Here is a 16,948-nt window from a genome sequence, read left to right as displayed (position 1 = left end):
CTACGCCTCGATCCGGGTGTGGAGCAGGGTCCGATTCAGCCGCACGTAGGCGTCCAGCAGGTCGGTCTTGTGCACGGTGCCCAGCAGTTCCGGATTGTCGGCGCCGCCCACGATGGGCAGGCGCTCGCCGTGGTGGCGCATGAACTGGCGCAGGGCCTCGTCCAGGCTCATATCGGCCGTCAGCAGCGGCAGCGCGTCCTGGCGGGCGATCTCCGCGCAGGGCTGGGTGGCGAGCGCCGGATCCTGGAAGCGCGGCGCGATGTCGTGCAGCGCCACCACGCCGCGATAGCGGTTCGCGCCGTCGACCAGGTAGATGTACTTGACGGTATGCTGGCGGAACAGCGCCGCCGCCTCGCTCAGCGGCGCACCTTCCGGCAGGACCGTTTCGCCGGGGCGGATCAGTTCGGCGATGCGCATGGTGCGCAGCCGTTCGCGCTCTTCCGCCTCGGCCAGGCGCTGCGCCGTGATCTCGTACATCGAAGCGCCGCCGGCCGCGCGCGCGACCGCGTAGGCGATCACGCAGGCCAGCACCAGCGGCAGCATCAGCGGATAGCTGAGGGTCATCTCGAAAATCATCAGGATCGCCATCAGGGGCGCGCTGGCCGCGGCCGCCAGGGTCGCGCCCATGCCCACCGCGACGTAGGCCGGCGGCAGCGCGGCGGCGCCGGGCCAGACCGCCTGCACCGCCAGCGCGAACAGGTAGCCGAGCGTGGCGCCGACGAACAGGGTCGGGGTGAAGATGCCGCCGACCGCGCCGGAACCGCAGGTGAGCCAGGTCGCCAGCATCTTGGCGGCCAGCACCAGCAGCACGCTCTGCCAGACCCAGGGCGCGTGCAGCAGCGAGTTCACCACGCTGTAGCCGTTGCCCCAGACCTGCGGCACCCATACCGAGATCGCGCCGACCCCGAGGCCGCCGAGGGCCAGCCGCAGCGGCAGCGGCAGCGCCAGCGCCTCGAACAGCCGGCGGGTGCGCCGCAGCCCGCCGAGGAAGGCCGGCGCGGCCAGGCCCGCGAGCACTCCCAGCACCGCAAAGGCCAGCATCTCGGCGCCGGCGATCGGCGCGAAGGCGGGCATCTCGTAGGTCGGGTGGTAGCCGGGCAGGTGGCGCATCGTGATGTTCGAGACCACCGCCGCCACCATGATCGGGCCGAGGCTCTCCATGGCGATCGCGCCCAGCACGATTTCGGTGACGAAGAAGGCGCTCGCGATCGGCGCGTTGTAGGCGGCGGCGATGCCGGCCGCGGCGCCGCAGGCCACCAGCAGGCGCAGGCGCATCGGCGTGAGGCCGAGCGCCCGCCCGCCCACGGAAGCCGACAGCGCGGCCAGCTGGATCATCGAGCCTTCGCGGCCGATCGAGCCGCCCGAGGCGATCGACAGCAGCGAGGACAGGCCGTTGACGAGGGTGAGGCGGATGGGCACCCGGCCGTCGCCGATCGCCACGATCTCCATGTAGTCCGGGCGGCGCTGCGAGGGCAGGCGGCGGCCGAGGGCCAGCAGGGCGCCGGCCAGCAGGCCGCCCGCGCAGGGCAGCAGCAGGCGGGTCTGCCAGGGCAGGCTGCCGGCGATTTCGACGAAGGAGCCGCTGCGACCGTATAACAGTTTCTGCAAGCCGACCAGCCCTTCGCGGAAGGCGACGGTGGCGAGCGCGCCGACGAAGCCGGTCAGGGCGGCCAGCAGCAGGAAGGCGTTGGCGCCGACCAGGGTGCGCAGCCGCCCGCCGATGCCGGCGCCGCGGCCGGCGCTAGGCGCCTGCACCGGCCTGTCCCGGATGCCGCGCTTCCCAGGCTGCCAGCGCCCGCTCGTAGTTCTCGAGCGCGATCTGGTACATGTCGAACACGCAGTTGACGCAGCCGGTGCCGCAGCAATCCTCGAGCGCGGGTTCCCTGGGCGGCACGGGGCGCGGGTCGGGGTCGGGCAGGGAAACGCTGTCGTTCACGATGCCTTCCCGCCGTCTTTTTGACCGGTGTTCTCGCCGCTGAGGATGGCCTGGATCTCCTCGCGCTCCTTCTTGCTGACGTGGCCGCGCAGGGCGGCCAGCACCAGCGCCTTGCCGGAGCCGGAAAAGGCTTTCGTGATCAAGTCGCTGACCAGGCTGGTCTGCAGGCTGTCCTGCGGCTGGGCCGGTGTATAGACGTGGGCGCGCTGGCTTTCGTCGCGCAGCAGCAGGCCCTTGGCGTGCATCAGCTGGAGCAGGCGCAGCACGGTCGCCGCCGTCATGTCGGGGCGCTCCGCCGCGATCGCCTCGTGCACCTGTTTGGCCGTGGCGGCGCCCAGCTGCCAGAGGATGCGCAGCAGTTCCAGTTCGGATGGAGTCGGTTTCGGTGGGGCGGGAGACGGCATGCGGGCAAGGATACCCGCTCCCGCCGCGAAAGTCACCCGGCCAGCTCGTACTCGCGCAGCGAAAAGACCATCTTGCCGCCCTGTTTCCGGCAGACGCCGCTCATGGTTTCGCCCGGGCGCAGGGTGAAGCTCAGGCGGGTGCCCGGCTTCTTCGCGGCGCAGTCGGCGTGGGCGCTGTCGGGTACCGGCGGGATCTCCGGCTGCGGCGGCGGAGCCGGCGGGACGGGCGGCGCGGGTGGGACTGCGGGAGCCGGCGGTGCGGGCGGCGCGGGCAGCGCGGCGGCGGCCGTGTCGGCATCGGGCGCGGGTGGCGCCGGCGGCGGCGGCGGGACCGGAGGACGCGGCGGCTTCGGCGCCTTCGGCGGCGGCGGGCAGTGGGCGTCGGCGGCCTGGCAGTTGACGTAGACGTGGACGCGGCCGTCGGCCAGGCTGGCCCCGGCGGCGCCCGACAGCAGGACGAAGCCCAGGAAGGCGATGCGGGTTTTCATGTCGTTCTCCTTTTCAGTTGGATGCAACCATGGTGCAGCCCGAATGTGGAGAAAAAATGAAGATCACAAATCGAAGCGGTATCCCAGCCCGTAGATCGAATGGATGGCCTCGACGCCCGGCAGGACGGCGTCCAGCTTGCGGCGCAAATTCTTGACGTGGCTGTCGATGGCGCGGTCGGCGACGTCCAGGCTGGCGTTGCCCTCGCGCGCGGCGTCGAGCAGCTGGGCGCGCGAGAATACCTGGCCGGGCCGGCGCGCCAGCGCGGCCAGGATGCCGTATTCGGTGGGCGTCAGCGCCAGCACCTGGCCGTGGATGCGGATCCGGCGCGCGGCGGCGTCGACGTCGATGGCGGGCGGCGCCGGCGCGGCGGGCCCGGCGGCCGGCGCGGCGCGGCGCAGGATCGCCTTGATGCGCGCTACCAGCTCGCGCGGGCTGAAAGGCTTGCACAGGTAGTCGTCGGCGCCGAGCTCCAGGCCGAGCAGGCGGTCGATCTCCTCGACGCGCGCGGTCGTCATCACCACCGGCAGCGCCGAAAAACGGCGCAGTTCGCGGCACAGCGACAGGCCATCCAGGCCGGGCAGCATCAGGTCGAGCACCACCAGGGCCGGCGGCCGGCGCCGGATCGCGTCCAGGGCCTGGGCGCCGTCGCCGAACACGGTGGCCTCGAAGCCGGCCGCCTTCGCATAGTCGGCCACCAGCGCGGCCAGTTCGGGTTCGTCTTCGACGATGTAGATTTCCTGGTTCATGCTTGCCTGGCGAGAGGGATGACGATGGTGGCGCGCAGTCCGCCGGCCGGCGCATGCGCGAAGCCGAGCTGCGCGCCCTGCGCTTCGAGCAGGCGGCGGCACAGCGCCAGGCCGAGGCCCGCGCCGCCGTGGGCGCGGCTGCGCGAGGCGTCGACGCGGTAGAAGCGCTGCCCCAGGCGGCTCAGGGCCTCGTCCGGCACGCCGGGCGCGCTGTCGTCCAGGTGCAGCCGCAGCAGCGTCCCATCGCTTGCAGCGCCCAGCACCACGCGGCCGCCGGCGGCGCTGTAGCGCAGGCTGTTCTCGAGCAGGTTGTCGAGCACCTGGCGCATGCGGTCGGGATCGGCCAGCACCATCGCCGAAGCCGGCGCCGGGCCGAATTCGAGCGCCAGCCCGGCCGCCAGCAGGCGCGCTTCGAAGGCGCGGGCCTGGTCGCAGGCCAGCCGCCACAGGTCGAGCGGCACCAGGCTGAGTTCGAGCGCACCGACGTCGGCGCGCGCCAGCGCATACAGCTCGTCGATCAGCTTGTTCAGGGCCAGCACCTGGCGCAGCATGGCGTCGATGCTGTCCGGGCCGCTGCCGCGCACGCCGTCCTGGATCGCCTCGAGCTGGGCGCGCAGCACGGCCAGCGGGGTGCGCAGCTCGTGCGAGGTGTCGGCCACCCACTGGCGGCGCGCGCTTTCCGCGCTGTCCAGCTTCTGCGCCAGGGTGTTGAAGTGGCGCGCCAGCTCGCCCAGTTCATCGCTGCGCCCGGCCGGCAGGCGCACCTCGAAGCGGCCCTCGGCCAGCATGCCGGCGCCGCCCGCGAGTTCACGGATCGGACCGCGGAAGTGGCGCGCCAGCAGGGTCGCGGCCAGCGCCGACAGGGCCACCGCAAAAGCAAGGATCCACCACAGGCTGGCGCGCAGCTGCTCGAGGAAGGCCAGCGCCATGGCGTCGCTCGGGCGGCGGCCGCGCGCCACGCCGAGATAGCCGACAGTGCGGCCGTCCACGGCGATCGGGCGGCGCGCCAGCGGAAGCGCACCGGGGACGCGCCCGGCCAGGTAGCGGCCGCCGGCGTCGAGCAGGGTGATGCGCCGGGGCAGGGAGGCGTCCACGCCCGGTTCGGGGGCGATCCTGGGCGCCGGCAGGGGCGGAAGCGGCGGCGCGGGCGGTGCGGGCGGCGCGGGCGGGGCGGCCACGGCCATCGGCGCGGCCGGCGCAGCGGCAGGCGGCTCGTCAGGCACGCCGGCGACCGGCGCCGCTGCTGGAACGGCTTGCGGCACGGCGGGAGCCTCGGGCGCAGCAGGAGCCTCCGGCGCGGCCGGCGCCGGCGCGACGGTCTCCTCGCGTTCGCGCTGCAGGCGTTCCAGCTCGCGGGCGATCCAGCCCGCGCGCGCATCGCCGGCAGGCAGGAAGGTCCAGCCGCCATGGCCGCGGTACTGGCGCGCCAGCGCGCCGGACAACTCGTCCAGGCGGTCCAGCTCGATCCCGACGGCATAGTCGCCGAAGCCCGCCAGCACGTTCTGGCGCAGCAGGTAGACGGCGCCCGCCGCCACCGCGAGGATCGCGAGCAGGACGGAAGCGAACAGGCGATGGCCGATCGAAATTTTCAAGGTCGGATGAAAAGTTGGCAACGAGCCATTCTAGGACAAGTTGCGGCGCCCCGACCAATTTCAATTGACGGGCTATCAAGCTCTGATTAGCATCGGCCGGGTTCAACCATCGGAGACCGCCCATGCCCCATCCCGCGCCACGCAGCATCCTGTTCGCCGCCATTCTCGCCCTGGGCGCGCCGGCGCTCGCCGCCGTGAAGGCCGGGCCGGTGGTGGCGATCGACACCGGCAAGCTGGCCGGCGCGGTCGAAAGCGGGGTCGCGAGCTGGAAGGGCATTCCCTTTGCCGCGCCCCCTGGCGGCGCGCTGCGCTGGCGCGCGCCGCAGCCGGCCGCGTCGTGGAGCGGCGTGCGCCAGGCGTTGGCATACGGCCACGACTGCATGCAGCTGCCTTTCCCCAGCGACGCCGCCCCGCTCGGCACCGCGCCTTCGGAAGACTGCCTGTACGCCAACGTCTGGAAGCCGGTGCAGCCGACGAAGGCCGGCGCCAGGGGCGGACTGCCGGTGCTGGTCTGGATCTATGGCGGCGGCTTCGTCAACGGCGGCAGCTCGCCGCCGACCTATGCCGGCGCCCGGCTGGCGAAGCAGGGCGTGCTGGTGGTCAGCTTCAATTACCGCCTGGGGCGCTTCGGCTTCTTCGCCCATCCGGCCCTGAGCAGGGAGAGTCGCGACGAGGCAGGCGGCAACTACGGTTTCATGGACCAGCTCGCAGCCCTGCAGTGGGTGCAGCGGAATGCCGCGGCCTTCGGCGGCGATCCAGCCAGGGTGACCATCGTCGGCGAGTCGGCGGGCGGCATGTCGGTGAATACGCTGCTGGCGTCGCCGCTGGCCAGGGGGCTGTTCGCCGGCGCCGTGGTGCTGTCGGGCGGCGATGGCGGCACGCCGACGCCCGCCCTGGCCGAGGTCGAGCAGGCCGGCGTGAATTTCGCGGCCAGCAAGGGCATCGCGGCCGGCGATCCGCAGGCTCAGGTGCTGGACAGGTTGCGCGCGCTGCCGGCCGGGGAGGTGGTGGACGGCATGAACCTCGCCAACCGCCCGGCCGGCGATCCGCCGACCTATATCGGTCCCTTCGCCGACGGCAGGCTGGCCGTCGACTCGGCCCGCGCCTTCGCCGAAGGCCGCTTCGCCAGGGTGCCGGTGATGATCGGCGCCACCAGCGCCGACATCGGCGGCAGGACCGGCTTCATGGTGGCCGGCGCGCGCAAGCTGGCGGGCACGCTTGCCGGCCATGGCGTGCCGGTCTACGCCTACCGGTTCTCGTATGTCGCGCAGTCGGTGGGCGAGCCGGGCGCCCAGCACGCGACCGATATTCCTTTCTTCTTCGACACCGCCGCCATCAAGTACGCCGCGAAGACCACGCGGCGCGACCGCGCCATGGCGCGCGCGATGAGCGCCTACCTGGTGAACTTCGTGAAGCGCGGCGACCCGAACGGCGCCGGGCTGCCGGCCTGGCCGCGGTATGCGCGCGCCAGCGACGAGATCATGGATTTCGGCGCGCATGGCAAGCCAGTCGCGGAGAAGGATCCTTGGGGAACTGAGATTCACGGAACACTGTCCGCAAGCCACTAAGAGCGCCGGCGTCGCGCACGCGTGACAAAGCACGTATTTTGGAAGCCCGGATTTTGATACTGTGACAAAGCTTATTTGACGATTTCAAAAGGGATGACATGAAGCGACTCATCGGCTTGTTGTTGATGCTGTGCCTGATGGCGGCGTGCTCCGATCCGGACCAGGGCCCGCCGCTGGGCGCGTTCGCGGCCATTACCAAGACCGAGACCGATGCGCCGTTCAACCTGACGCCGCCGACCTCGAAAAGCCCGGCGCCGTTCAATTTCAGCAGCAGCGACCCCAAGGTGGCCACCGTCTCCGGCAGCCTGGTGACCATCACCGGACCCGGCGAGACGACGATCACCGCGTACCAGAACAGCGTCGGCGGCTGGGGCCCGACCTCGGCCACGACCAAGCTCACCGTCACCGCCGTGCCCTGCGAGGCCGGCAGCGTGCGCGTCGGCGGCGTCTGCAGCGTGAAACCGACCTGCATCCCGCCTGCCAGCCTGGACAGCGGCAGCAACAAGTGCCTGGCCCCGGCCACGACCGCGACCGTGGTGACGTTCAACGGCCTGTCCTGGGCCGGCGTGAGCAGCGCGGGCAGCTGGAGCAACGCCAGCGCCTTCTGCACCAGCACCACGATCGAAGGCGCGGACGGTTGGCGCCAGCCGAACGCGGCCGAGCTGAGCGCGCTGTATGCGTCCGGTGCGATCGCCGGCCATGGCTGGACACTGGGGAATACCTGGTCGTCGACCATGGGTACCGAAGGCAGCGCCGTCGGGCACCTGGCGGTCAACCTGGCCACCGGCGCCGCCGCGGAACGCGGAGACGATCTCTTCGCCTACTTCAGCTGCGTGCGCGCCGCGGAGTAATTGTTGCATTGTGACAATTAGCGCACTTTAAACGCCGCGCGGCTGCTATCGTGGCGGGCTGTTCAGTAACGCAGCCCTTCACGATGCCAGTCCGCTCCGTCGCCTCCCTCGTCCTCGTTTCCCTGCTGCCGGCCGCCGCGCTGGCGCAGACCGCCGTCTCCGCCGTCTCCGCCGAACCCGCCGCCGCCGACAAGGACGGCAAGGACCGCAAGGAAGAGGGAAAAGTCGCCACCGTCGAGGTGAAGGGCGCGGCCAGCGACTACGATCCGCGCCGCGACGACACCGCCAGCAAGACGGTGCTCAGCGCGGAAGAGATCCGCAAGTACGGCGACGACAATATCTACGATGTGCTCAAGCGGGCGCCGGGCGTGACCGTGACCGGCAAGACCCTGCGCATGCGCGGCCTGGGCGCGGGCTATACCCAGATCCTGGTCAACGGCGACCGCCCGCCGCCGGGCTTCAACATGGACGCGCTGACGCCCGACCAGATCGAGCGGATCGAGATCATCCGCGCGGCCAGCGCCGAGTACTCGATGCAGGCGATCGCCGGCACGATCAACATCGTGCTGAAGAAGGTGACGTCGAAGCCGCAGCACGACGTGCGCATCGGCCTGATGCGATCGCAGCAGAGCCGCAACCTGAATGGGGGCGTCAACCTGGCCGACAAGGCCGGCAAGCTCTCGTACTTCGTGTATGCCGGCGTGTACGACGGCGACAACGACAGCCGCTCGCGCGGCTTCGATACCTTCACCCTGCCGTCCGGCGAAGTGAGTCAGGCGCGCAGCACCGCGTCCGACGGCGGCGGCGGCTACCGCGGCGTGGTGCTGTTCCCGCGCCTGTCCTGGAAAGTCGCCGACGGCGACGAGCTGAACCTGTCGGGCGGACTGCAGGTGGGTCGCAGCGGCTGGACCGGTGCGTCGCACAACATCGACCAGGTCGGCAGCTTCGGCAATCCGGACTACGTCGACACCCGGTACCGCTCGCCGAACACCAACAGCATGATGCAGGGCGAGGTCGGCTGGATCGGCAAGCTGGCGGGCGGCAAGCTGGACCTGAAGGTGTCGGGCGACCGCAGCCGCAACGACGGCCTCAACTTCAACGAGCTGCTCACCGAGGCGGGCGACCAGCGCCTGCTGCGCGACTGGAACAGCATCACCCGCGCGCACCGCGCCAGCGTGCGCGGCAAGTACACCCGTTCGCTGTTCGACGGGCATGCGCTGGCCACCGGACTGGAAGGCAGCGTCGAGGAAAGCGAACAGGCCCGCGACCGCCGCGACCAGCTGAACCAGGACGCGTCGACCCGCATCCTCGAGACCTTCGCGCCGAAAGTGACGCGCGTGGCCGGCTTCGTGCAGGACGAATGGAACGTCGACAAGCAGCTCTCGCTGTACCTGGGCGCGCGCTGGGAAGGCGTGCGGACCGACAGCGAGGCGAGCGGCACCGACACCGGCCGCCTGTCGACCAGTTCGCGCAACCACGTGCTGAGCCCCGTCGCCCAGACCCTGTACAAATTCCCCGGCAACAGCGGACGCCAGCTGCGCCTGGCCCTGACCCGCACCTACAAGGCGCCGACCATCGACCAGCTCACCGCGCGCCGCTACGATGCCGCCGTCAACACCCGCTTCGCGCCCGACTCCGGCGGCAACCCGGACCTGCGCCCCGAGCTGGCGAACGGCATCGACATCACCTACGAGCACTTCCTGAAGGAAGGCGCGATGTTCTCGGCCAGCGTGTCGCGGCGCGCGATCTCGGACTACATCCGCACCACCCTCGACCTCGACCCGAACGGCCGCTGGATCTACCGTCCGGTCAACGACGGCGATGCGCTGGTGCGCTCGCTGCAACTGGAAGCCAAGGCGCCCGGCAAGCTGCTGGCCGCCGCGCTCGGCGGCATCGACCTGCGCGCCGCCTTCACCCGCAACTGGTCCCGGGTATCGAGCGTGCCCGGCCCCGGCAACCGCCTCGACGGCCAGACCGTCATGTCGGCCAACCTCGGCATCGACTACCGCAAGGGCGATCTCACCATGGGCAGCAGCCTGGCCTGGCAGAAGGGCGGCTGGGTGCGGATCTCCGACGCCCAGAGCCAGTACCAGCAGACCCGGCGCGACCTCGACGCCTATGTGCTGGTCAAGTTCAATCCGCGCTACCAGTTGCGCCTGTCGGCCAACAATCTGCTCGGCCAGGACAATGCCTCCGATCGCCTGTACCAGGACGCGGCGGGCGCCTCACGCCAGACGAATTTCACGCCCTCGTCGCCGCGGGTGGCGGCGAACCTCGAAATGAAATTCTGAACGCCGTGGGTAAAAGCCGACGCCGACTCGGAATGAAAGGTGTATTCTCGGACCCCTGACCGAATGCACAGGGAGCCAGCATGGCGGCGCCAGGACGGCATGTATGCCTAGGATTCACGGACGAGCCCTATCCCGCGGGCACGCACATCTGCTACCTCTACAACAGCGACGATGAGCGGCGGCAGATCCTGCCCCTGTATGCGCGCCAGGCCCTGCTCGGGCACGAGGCCTTCAACTACGTGGCCGACGTGCCCAGCCGCGCCGACCTGCCGCGCGCCCTGGAAGAGCTCGACCTGGCCGCGGCCGTGCGCGACCGGCCCGGACAGGCCGAGGCCGCCATCACGGCGGAAGGCTATTTTCCGATGGGGCGTTTCGATCCCGACGACATGCTCGCCAGGCTGCGCGAGGCCTACGTGGAAGGCCAGGCCAGGGGATTGGCCGGCGCCCGCTTCGCCGGCGAGATGACCTGGGCGCTGCGCGGCATTCCCGGCGCCGACCGCATCCTCGAATGCGAATCGCGGATCAACGAGCTGATCAAGGAGGCGCCGATGACCATCATGTGCCAGTACGACCTGAACAGGTTCGACGGCGGCCTGATCTACGATGTGCTGAACGTGCATCCGGTCGTGATCGTCGGCGGCCACCTCCTGCGCAATCCCTTTTACCAGAACTACGGGTGATGCCATGGCCGCCGTCGTCGAAGAACCGGGCCCGCCGCAACTGGACGCCATGGTGCTGGGACGGCTGCTCGTCATCCAGCAGGCCATCGACGCGATGCCGGACGAGGTGCACATCGCCAGCTTTGTCGCGCGCGCCCTCGAGAGCATGCCCGGGCTGGCCGAGGTCCACGTTGCCCTCGAGGGCTTTACGGACGCGCCGAACGCCTACATGGCTGCCCTGAAGCTGCACTGCGAGGCCGAGTGTTCACCGGTGCCGGTACTGAATGTGATGCGCCACCTGAAGACGGGCGTCCAGTGCTTCCCGATCGGCACGCCGACCCGGCGTTTCGGCTGGCTGCTGCTCAGGGTCGACGACGACGCCGCGCTGCGGCCCTACATTGCCTTCCTCAGCAATATCGCCGGCACCCTGGGGCGGATCCTGGTCACCCGCCACTTCCAGGAACGCCTGGCCCTGGCCAACGGCGAATTGCGCGAGGCCCGCGACGGCCTCGAACTGCGCGTGGCCGAACGCACGCGCGAGCTGGAGTACCGCGCCACCCACGACCAGCTCACCGGCCTGTCGAACCGCGCCTTGCTGATCGACCGCCTGCAAAGCGCCATCTGCAGCGCCCAGCGCGAGGGCCGCATGGTCGCGGTGGTCTATCTCGACCTCGACAGCTTCACCTTCATCAACACCGGCCTGGGCAATGCCTGCGGCGACGAGTTCCTGCGCGAGACCGCGCGGCGCCTGGCGCGCCTGGTGCGCGACAGCGATACCGTGGCGCGCATCGGCTCCGACGAGTTCGTGATCCTGCTGGCCGGCCTCGACAGCGCCGAGCGCAGCAGCGCGCGCCTGAACGCGATGCTGGCGGCGGTGCGCGACCCGGTGCCGCTGGCGGGCAAGGACGCGGTGGTGACCTGCAGCATCGGGGCCGCGATCTACCCGCTGGACGGCGCAGACGCCGAGATGCTGCTGCGGCGCGCGAATTCGGCCATGCTGCGCGCCAAGAGTACCGGCAAGGACAATATCCAGCTGTATGCGAGCACGCGCGACGCCGCGGTGGCCGAGCGCATCGAACTCGAGACGGAACTGCGCCGGGGCGTGCCGGCCGGCGAGCTGGTCCTGCATTACCAACCCAAGCTCGACCTCGCCACCGGCGCCTTCACCGGCGCCGAGGCCCTGGTGCGCTGGCAGCACCCGAAACACGGCCTGCTGCCGCCGGCCCGCTTCATCCCGCTGGCCGAGGATTCGGCGCTGATCGTGGCGCTGGGCGAGCGCGTGCTGCTGCAAGCCTGCCTCCAGGCCCGGATCTGGCACGAAGCCGGCTTTCCCGACGCGACCGTGGCGGTCAACCTGGCCGCGCGCCAGCTGCGGAATGCCCGCATCGTCGACACCGTCAAGCAGGCGCTGCACACCACCGGCCTGATGCCGTCCAGCCTGGAGCTGGAGATCACGGAAAGTTCGATCATGCACGACATCGACCACGCGACGCGCCTGCTGCACGAGCTGAAGGACTTCGGCGTAGCCATCTCGATCGACGACTTCGGCACCGGCTATTCCAGCCTCAGCGCGCTGCGCAACTTCCCGGTCGATAAATTGAAGATCGACCGCTCCTTCATCCACGAAATCGAAACCGTGCCGAGCGCGGCGGCGGTGGTGCTGGCCGTGATCTCCTTCGCCAGGACGCTGGGGATGCGCGTCATTGCCGAGGGCGTGGAAACCGCCGGCCAGGCGGCCTTCCTGGAGCGCCACGGTTGCGACGAGATCCAGGGCTACCTGGTCGCGCGCCCGCTGCCGTCCGTACAGGTGCTGGAGCGCTTCCGGCAGCCGGCCGCCAGGCCGTGGGGCGGAGCGGCGTGACCAAAGGCTGATGGCTCAGTACACGTCGCGCCGGTAGCGCCCTTCGGCCGCCAGCTGTTCCAGCACATCGGCGCCGACGATCTCGCCCAGGGCCTCGTGCACGCCGCCTGCCATGCCCTGCAGGCTGCCGCACACATAGATGGCGGCGCCGCGTCCGATCCATGCGCGCACGGCATCGGCCTGCACGCGCAGCAGGTCCTGCACGTAGATGCGCTCCGCCTGATCGCGCGAAAACGCCAGGTCCAGCCGCTCCAGCCAGCCGGCATCGAGCCAGCCTTCCAGTTCGCCGCGCAGCAGGAAATCGTGGGCGCTGTTGCGTTCGCCGAACAGCAGCCAGTTCTCGCGCACGCCGAGCTTGACGCGCGCGCGCAGCAGGCCGCGCAGGCCGGCCAGGCCGCTGCCATTGCCGATCAGGAGCATCGGCCGGCGCGCATTCTCGCCGAGGCGGAAGCGCTGGTGCTCGCGGATGCGCAGGCGGATACGGTCCCCACCCGTCGCGCCTTCGCACAGCCAGCCGGAGGCCGCGCCCGGGCTGCCGTCTTCGCGCCGCTGCAGGCGCACCAGCAGTTCCAGCCGGCCGTCGGATGGGATCGAGGCGATCGAGTATTCGCGCGGATGGTCCGGGTCGGCCGGGGCGCTGAGCTGGGCCAGGTCGCCGGCTTCCCAGGCGGGCAGGGCGGCATCGACGGGCGCGAGCGCCAGGCGGACCAGCGGGGCGCCCAGGCTGCCGGGATTCAGCAGCTCGCGCTCGGCGATGCGCCAGTCGGCGTAGGCCGGCGCTTCCCAGTCGGGTGCATCCATGGTGCCGGCCAGGCGGCCGAGGTGGTGCTGCCAGTCCTCGAGGGCCCGGCTGTCGTTGCGGTCGACGTCGATGCGCTCGAACAGCGGCGTGGCGCCGGCCGCGGCCAGCCAGGCGTCCAGCGCGCGGCCGAAGCCGCAGAAGTTGGCGTAGCTGCGATCGCCCAGGGCCAGCACGGCGTAGTGCAGGTGGGCCAGGCCGGCGGGCTTGCCGTTCGCGGCCATCAGGCGGCCGGCGAAGCGCGCGGCCGTGTCGGGGGCGTCGCCCTCGCCGTAGGTACTGGCGACGAACAGGATGCGCGCCGCGCCGCGCAGGCTGGCGTCGTCGAGGCTGGAGATGCAGGCCGCGCGCGCCGCCAGGCCGCCGGTGGCGAGCAGCCCGGCGCTGCGGCGGGCCAGGGCTTCGGCGCTGCCGGTCTGGCTCGCATACACGACCAGCCAGTCGGCAGTAATGGCGCCCGAAGCGCCGACCGCCGCGGCGCGCGCGCGCGCGGCGCGGACGTAGCCGGCGCACATCAGCAGGTAGCTGGCGCACAGCAGCAGGGCGCCGCCCAGGCGCAGCGGTTCGGTGGTGATCGTCATCGGAGTGTCATTGCAAGAGCGCGCGCCAGGCCGGGCTGTGGACTTCGCGCAGCCCGCCGCCCTCGCGCAGCAGGAAGCGCGCCGCCAGGTGGCGCCCTTCGGCAAACGCCAGGCCGGCCTCCGCGCCCATCACCGTCAGGGCTGTGGAGAGGGCGTCGGCCGCCATGCAGTCCGGGGCCAGCACCGTCACCGAGGCGACGCCGTTGTCTACGGGAGAACCGGTGCGCGGGTCGAGCGTGTGCGAGGCCCGGCGCCGGGCGTGATGAAAGTACCGGCGGTAGTCGCCCGAGGTGGCGACCGCCAGGCCGTGCAGGGCCACCACCGCCTGCGGCGCCGGCGCGGCAGCCGCACCGGCCGCATCGGCCGCATCGGGCACGCCTTCCAGCTCGACCCACCAGGGCTGGCCGTCGCCCTTGACGCCGGCGCCGCGCAGCTCGCCGCCGACTTCGACCAGGTAATGGCCGACGCCCAGGGCTTCCAGGCGCCGCGCCAGGCAGTCGACGGCGTAGCCCTTCGCCACCGAGGACAGGTCGAGGACGGCGCCGCCCGGCTGCAGCAGGCGCCGGCCTTCGCGGTCGAGCACGGGCCGGCCTTCGCGGGCCTGCGCCAGCACGGCGGCGACCGCGCCGGCGGCGGGCGCGTAGAAGCCGGCCTGGTCATAGCGCCCGACGGGACCGAAGCCCCACAGGTTGACGAGGGCGCCGGCGGCCGGGTCGTAGGCGCCGCCGCTATCGTCGAAGACGGACAGCGCGTAGTCCATCACCGCGAAGAACTGCGGCGGCAGCGCATGCCAGCTGCCGCCGGGCGCGCGGTTGTAGCGGGAGAGCAGGGAGCCGGGATCCCAGTGGCTCATCTGGGCGACGATCCCGTCCAGCTCCCGCTGCAGGGCGCCGCGCAGGTCGCCATCGGGACCGGACGCAAGCGCCGGCGGCAGCATCAGCCGCGCCGACCAGCCGGTGCCCATCGAGGTCCCGGCCAGGCCGTGCGGGCGGCTGGCGGGGTCGGGCAGGACCGGATCGGCATCGAGGGGAACGAGGACGGCGCGCATGATGGAGGGCTGAGCCGATTACTCGGGCAGGATCTCGAGCGTGGCCGAGTAGCTGTAGCGCTTGGCGTCGGCCGATTCGGCGACCGGGTATTTCGCGCTCAGCCAGTACATGTTCGCGGCCGGCAGGGTGAAGCTGGCTTCGCCTTTGGCGTCGGTGCTGAGGCGTACTTCGTTGATCGTGCCGCGGTACTTGACGCCGCCCGGGATCAGGCTGAACGGGAAGTTCGGCAGCGGCTGGCCGTTCAGCTGGAAGCGGAAGCTCGCCTTCTCGCCGGCGCGCAGTTCGTTCGGATGGGTGACCGGCACCAGTTCCAGGCCCGTGCCGGTGGCTTTCAGCGCGCCGCTGCTCGGCTTGTTCAGGGTGACGAAGGTGTCCTGGCGCTGGACCATGACGCTGCTCTTCACGTCGGTGGCGCCGGCGGGGATTTCCTTGGCAGCGGCCTGTTCGCTGGCGCGGAAGCGTTTCGTCTCGCCGTTCAGTTTGTAGCTGCCCATGACGTTGGTGGCGGCCAGGGTGACGCGGTAGGTGCCGTCCTTCGGCAGCCTGAGGTCGACGCTGGAGCGGAACTTGCCGACCGTGGCGGCCGGGGCGGGCGCGGTGGCGCCGTCCGGATCGGTGACCGTCAGGCCGTCCATGCGCAGCGGCAGGTGGTCGACGTTGAACAGGCCTTCCGAGACCGCGCCGTCGATCGTGACCCAGGCTTCGCGCTCGGTCTCGATGAAGGTGCTGGTCGGGAGCATCCACGGGCGGTGGGCCTGGGCCGCGCACGCGATGCCGGCGAGGGCGAAGGCGATGCCGAACTGCTTCATGAATCTGGCTTGCATGGCAATTCCTCTTCTTATTGGACCGAGATCGAGACCGCGCCCAGCTCTTCCTTGCCCGAGCCGCTGGCCGCCAGCTTGCCCTTGGCCGGCCAGGTGAAGGGCACGCGCACCAGTTCGCGGCCGCCGGCTTCGCGCGCGGCTTCGATGACCAGCTTGTAGTCGCCGGCCGGCAGCTTGTCGAGGCCTGCCTTGGGACCGGCGAAGTTCAGGGTCTGCACGCCGGCCGGGCGGGTTGCGCCGCTCACGCCGTCCATCGGCAGCTCAACGTCGCGGCCGGCCTTGCGCCACCAGGTGCGCAGGTCCTTGACCCACTTGGTGCCGGCGTTGTCCTTCTTCTTGACGTCGTACAGCACAGCCAGGGTCGACGCCACGCTCTGGTCGGCGCGCTCGATCCAGATCGCGACGTAGGGCTTGTGGTACTCGGCCACGTTCAGCTGCGGCAGTTCGAACTTGACGCTCAGGTCGGCGGCCATCGCGCCGTTCGACACCAGCGGCAGCGTCAGGGAGAACGTCAGGGGCAAGCTCAGGGCGATCGATCGGGACAGTGTCATGGACGGGCTTTCAAAGGGATTAATGGACGAACAGGAGCGCCAGCACGATCGGCAGCACGATGCCGAAGCCGATCACCGGCCAGGTCGAGGGCCGGTTGGCGGCGTGGTATTTGAGGATCAGGAAACCGGTGATGCAGAACACCAGGCAGGCCCCGGCGAAGATATCGATGAACCAGCTCCACACGGCGCCGGCGTTGCGGCCCTTGTGCATGTCGTTGAGCCAGGAGATCCAGCCGCGGTCGGTCTTCTCGTACTCGGCCCGGCCGTCGGCGCCGATGCGCAGCCAGGCGTCGCCGCCCGGGCGGGGCAGGGCGATATAGGCGTCTTCCTCGCTCCATTCGGCGTTCACGCCGCGCACGTCGACCGGGAAATTCTTGTTCGCCCAGCTGGCCAGCTCGTCGGACAGCGGCAGTCTGGCGTCGGCATGGCTTTCGGCGAAGGCGGCCAGGCGCGCGCGCAGCGCGTCCGGCAGGGCGGCCTTCTGGCGCGTGACCTGCGGCCTGGCTTCGATCTGCGCCGCGTGGTTCAGCGTAAAGCCGGTGACGCTGAACAGGAGCATCGCCATCAGGCAGATGGCGGAACTGATCCAGTGCCACTGGTGCAGCTGGCGCAGCCAGACGGCGCGGCGTGGCGCGGCCGGCAGGGCGGCTGGAGGGGAGGAGGATGTCGGACCGGTCGAGTACATGCATTAAATGATAACGATTATCATTTAGCCGGTCAACTCAGCAGTTTTGGTGCTACACGGTA

Annotated in this window: 16 protein-coding genes; 5 read left to right on the top strand and 11 right to left on the bottom strand. The window is 70.8% G+C overall.

Going from position 1 to position 16,948, the window contains the following annotated elements:
* The 6 genes from AM586_RS08010 to AM586_RS07985 form a co-directional block, all read right to left on the bottom strand.
* Entirely contained in the window at nt 1-1,755 is a 1,755-nt protein-coding gene (locus AM586_RS08010; protein ID WP_373887925.1) for a ClcB-like voltage-gated chloride channel protein, read from the bottom strand.
* Nucleotides 1,742-1,936, bottom strand: a complete 195-nt coding sequence (locus AM586_RS08005) for an oxidoreductase-like domain-containing protein (RefSeq protein ID WP_047824008.1) — start codon at nt 1,934-1,936, stop codon at nt 1,742-1,744. Before AM586_RS08005 ends, AM586_RS08010 begins: the two co-directional genes overlap by 14 nt.
* Entirely contained in the window at nt 1,933-2,340 is a 408-nt protein-coding gene (locus AM586_RS08000; protein WP_047824010.1) for a BlaI/MecI/CopY family transcriptional regulator, read from the bottom strand. The genes AM586_RS08005 and AM586_RS08000 overlap by 4 nt, the downstream gene beginning before the upstream one ends.
* Before the next feature lie 32 nt (nt 2,341-2,372).
* Complete coding sequence (locus AM586_RS28565; RefSeq protein WP_047824011.1) at nt 2,373-2,828, bottom strand: hypothetical protein; 456 nt, start codon at nt 2,826-2,828, stop codon at nt 2,373-2,375.
* A gap of 63 nt (nt 2,829-2,891) precedes the next feature.
* Nucleotides 2,892-3,575 carry a response regulator gene (locus AM586_RS07990; RefSeq protein ID WP_047824013.1) on the bottom strand — a complete coding sequence of 228 codons (684 nt, stop codon included), beginning with the start codon at nt 3,573-3,575 and terminating at the stop codon, nt 2,892-2,894.
* Entirely contained in the window at nt 3,572-5,167 is a 1,596-nt protein-coding gene (locus AM586_RS07985) for an ATP-binding protein (protein WP_060567030.1), read from the bottom strand. Before AM586_RS07985 ends, AM586_RS07990 begins: the two co-directional genes overlap by 4 nt.
* A gap of 122 nt (nt 5,168-5,289) precedes the next feature.
* Between AM586_RS07985 and AM586_RS07980 the strand changes: the two genes are divergently transcribed.
* The 5 genes from AM586_RS07980 to AM586_RS07960 all read left to right on the top strand — a co-directional run bounded on the left by AM586_RS07980 (nt 5,290) and on the right by AM586_RS07960 (nt 12,397).
* Nucleotides 5,290-6,735, top strand: coding sequence for a carboxylesterase/lipase family protein (locus AM586_RS07980; RefSeq protein WP_052233404.1), 1,446 nt, complete (start codon nt 5,290-5,292; stop codon nt 6,733-6,735).
* A 98-nt stretch (nt 6,736-6,833) separates the two neighbouring features.
* On the top strand, nt 6,834-7,586 hold the full coding sequence (locus tag AM586_RS07975; protein WP_156328138.1) for a hypothetical protein: 753 nt from the start codon (nt 6,834-6,836) through the stop codon (nt 7,584-7,586).
* A gap of 83 nt (nt 7,587-7,669) precedes the next feature.
* A complete protein-coding gene (locus AM586_RS07970) occupies nt 7,670-9,877 on the top strand; it encodes a TonB-dependent siderophore receptor (protein ID WP_047824019.1) in 2,208 nt (735 codons plus the stop codon).
* Nucleotides 9,878-9,957: 80 nt separating this feature from the next.
* Nucleotides 9,958-10,557 carry an MEDS domain-containing protein gene (locus AM586_RS07965; protein ID WP_047824021.1) on the top strand — a complete coding sequence of 200 codons (600 nt, stop codon included), beginning with the start codon at nt 9,958-9,960 and terminating at the stop codon, nt 10,555-10,557.
* Between the two features lie 4 nt (nt 10,558-10,561).
* Complete coding sequence (locus AM586_RS07960; protein ID WP_052233405.1) at nt 10,562-12,397, top strand: bifunctional diguanylate cyclase/phosphodiesterase; 1,836 nt, start codon at nt 10,562-10,564, stop codon at nt 12,395-12,397.
* A 15-nt stretch (nt 12,398-12,412) separates the two neighbouring features.
* On the opposite strand, the gene AM586_RS07955 is transcribed toward AM586_RS07960, so the two are convergent.
* The 5 genes from AM586_RS07955 to AM586_RS07935 are packed head-to-tail and all read right to left on the bottom strand — an operon-like array spanning nt 12,413 to nt 16,886.
* Nucleotides 12,413-13,777: a sulfite reductase subunit alpha gene (locus tag AM586_RS07955; protein ID WP_047824023.1), complete on the bottom strand. Its 1,365-nt coding sequence runs from the start codon at nt 13,775-13,777 to the stop codon at nt 12,413-12,415.
* A 7-nt stretch (nt 13,778-13,784) separates the two neighbouring features.
* Nucleotides 13,785-14,825 carry an FAD:protein FMN transferase gene (locus AM586_RS07950; protein WP_047824024.1) on the bottom strand — a complete coding sequence of 347 codons (1,041 nt, stop codon included), beginning with the start codon at nt 14,823-14,825 and terminating at the stop codon, nt 13,785-13,787.
* An 18-nt stretch (nt 14,826-14,843) separates the two neighbouring features.
* Nucleotides 14,844-15,650 carry a DUF4198 domain-containing protein gene (locus tag AM586_RS07945; RefSeq protein ID WP_229411092.1) on the bottom strand — a complete coding sequence of 269 codons (807 nt, stop codon included), beginning with the start codon at nt 15,648-15,650 and terminating at the stop codon, nt 14,844-14,846.
* Nucleotides 15,651-15,664: 14 nt separating this feature from the next.
* A complete protein-coding gene (locus tag AM586_RS07940) occupies nt 15,665-16,201 on the bottom strand; it encodes a DUF2271 domain-containing protein (RefSeq protein ID WP_197416401.1) in 537 nt (178 codons plus the stop codon).
* 19 nt (nt 16,202-16,220) lie between these two features.
* On the bottom strand, nt 16,221-16,886 hold the full coding sequence (locus tag AM586_RS07935; RefSeq protein ID WP_047824028.1) for a PepSY-associated TM helix domain-containing protein: 666 nt from the start codon (nt 16,884-16,886) through the stop codon (nt 16,221-16,223).
* Nucleotides 16,887-16,948 lie beyond the last annotated feature (62 nt).

This window comes from Massilia sp. WG5 (genome assembly GCF_001412595.2).
Taxonomy (GTDB): domain Bacteria; phylum Pseudomonadota; class Gammaproteobacteria; order Burkholderiales; family Burkholderiaceae_D; genus Telluria.
Note: the sequence above shows the minus strand (reverse complement) of the source record. Positions and strands in the feature narration are given on the sequence as shown.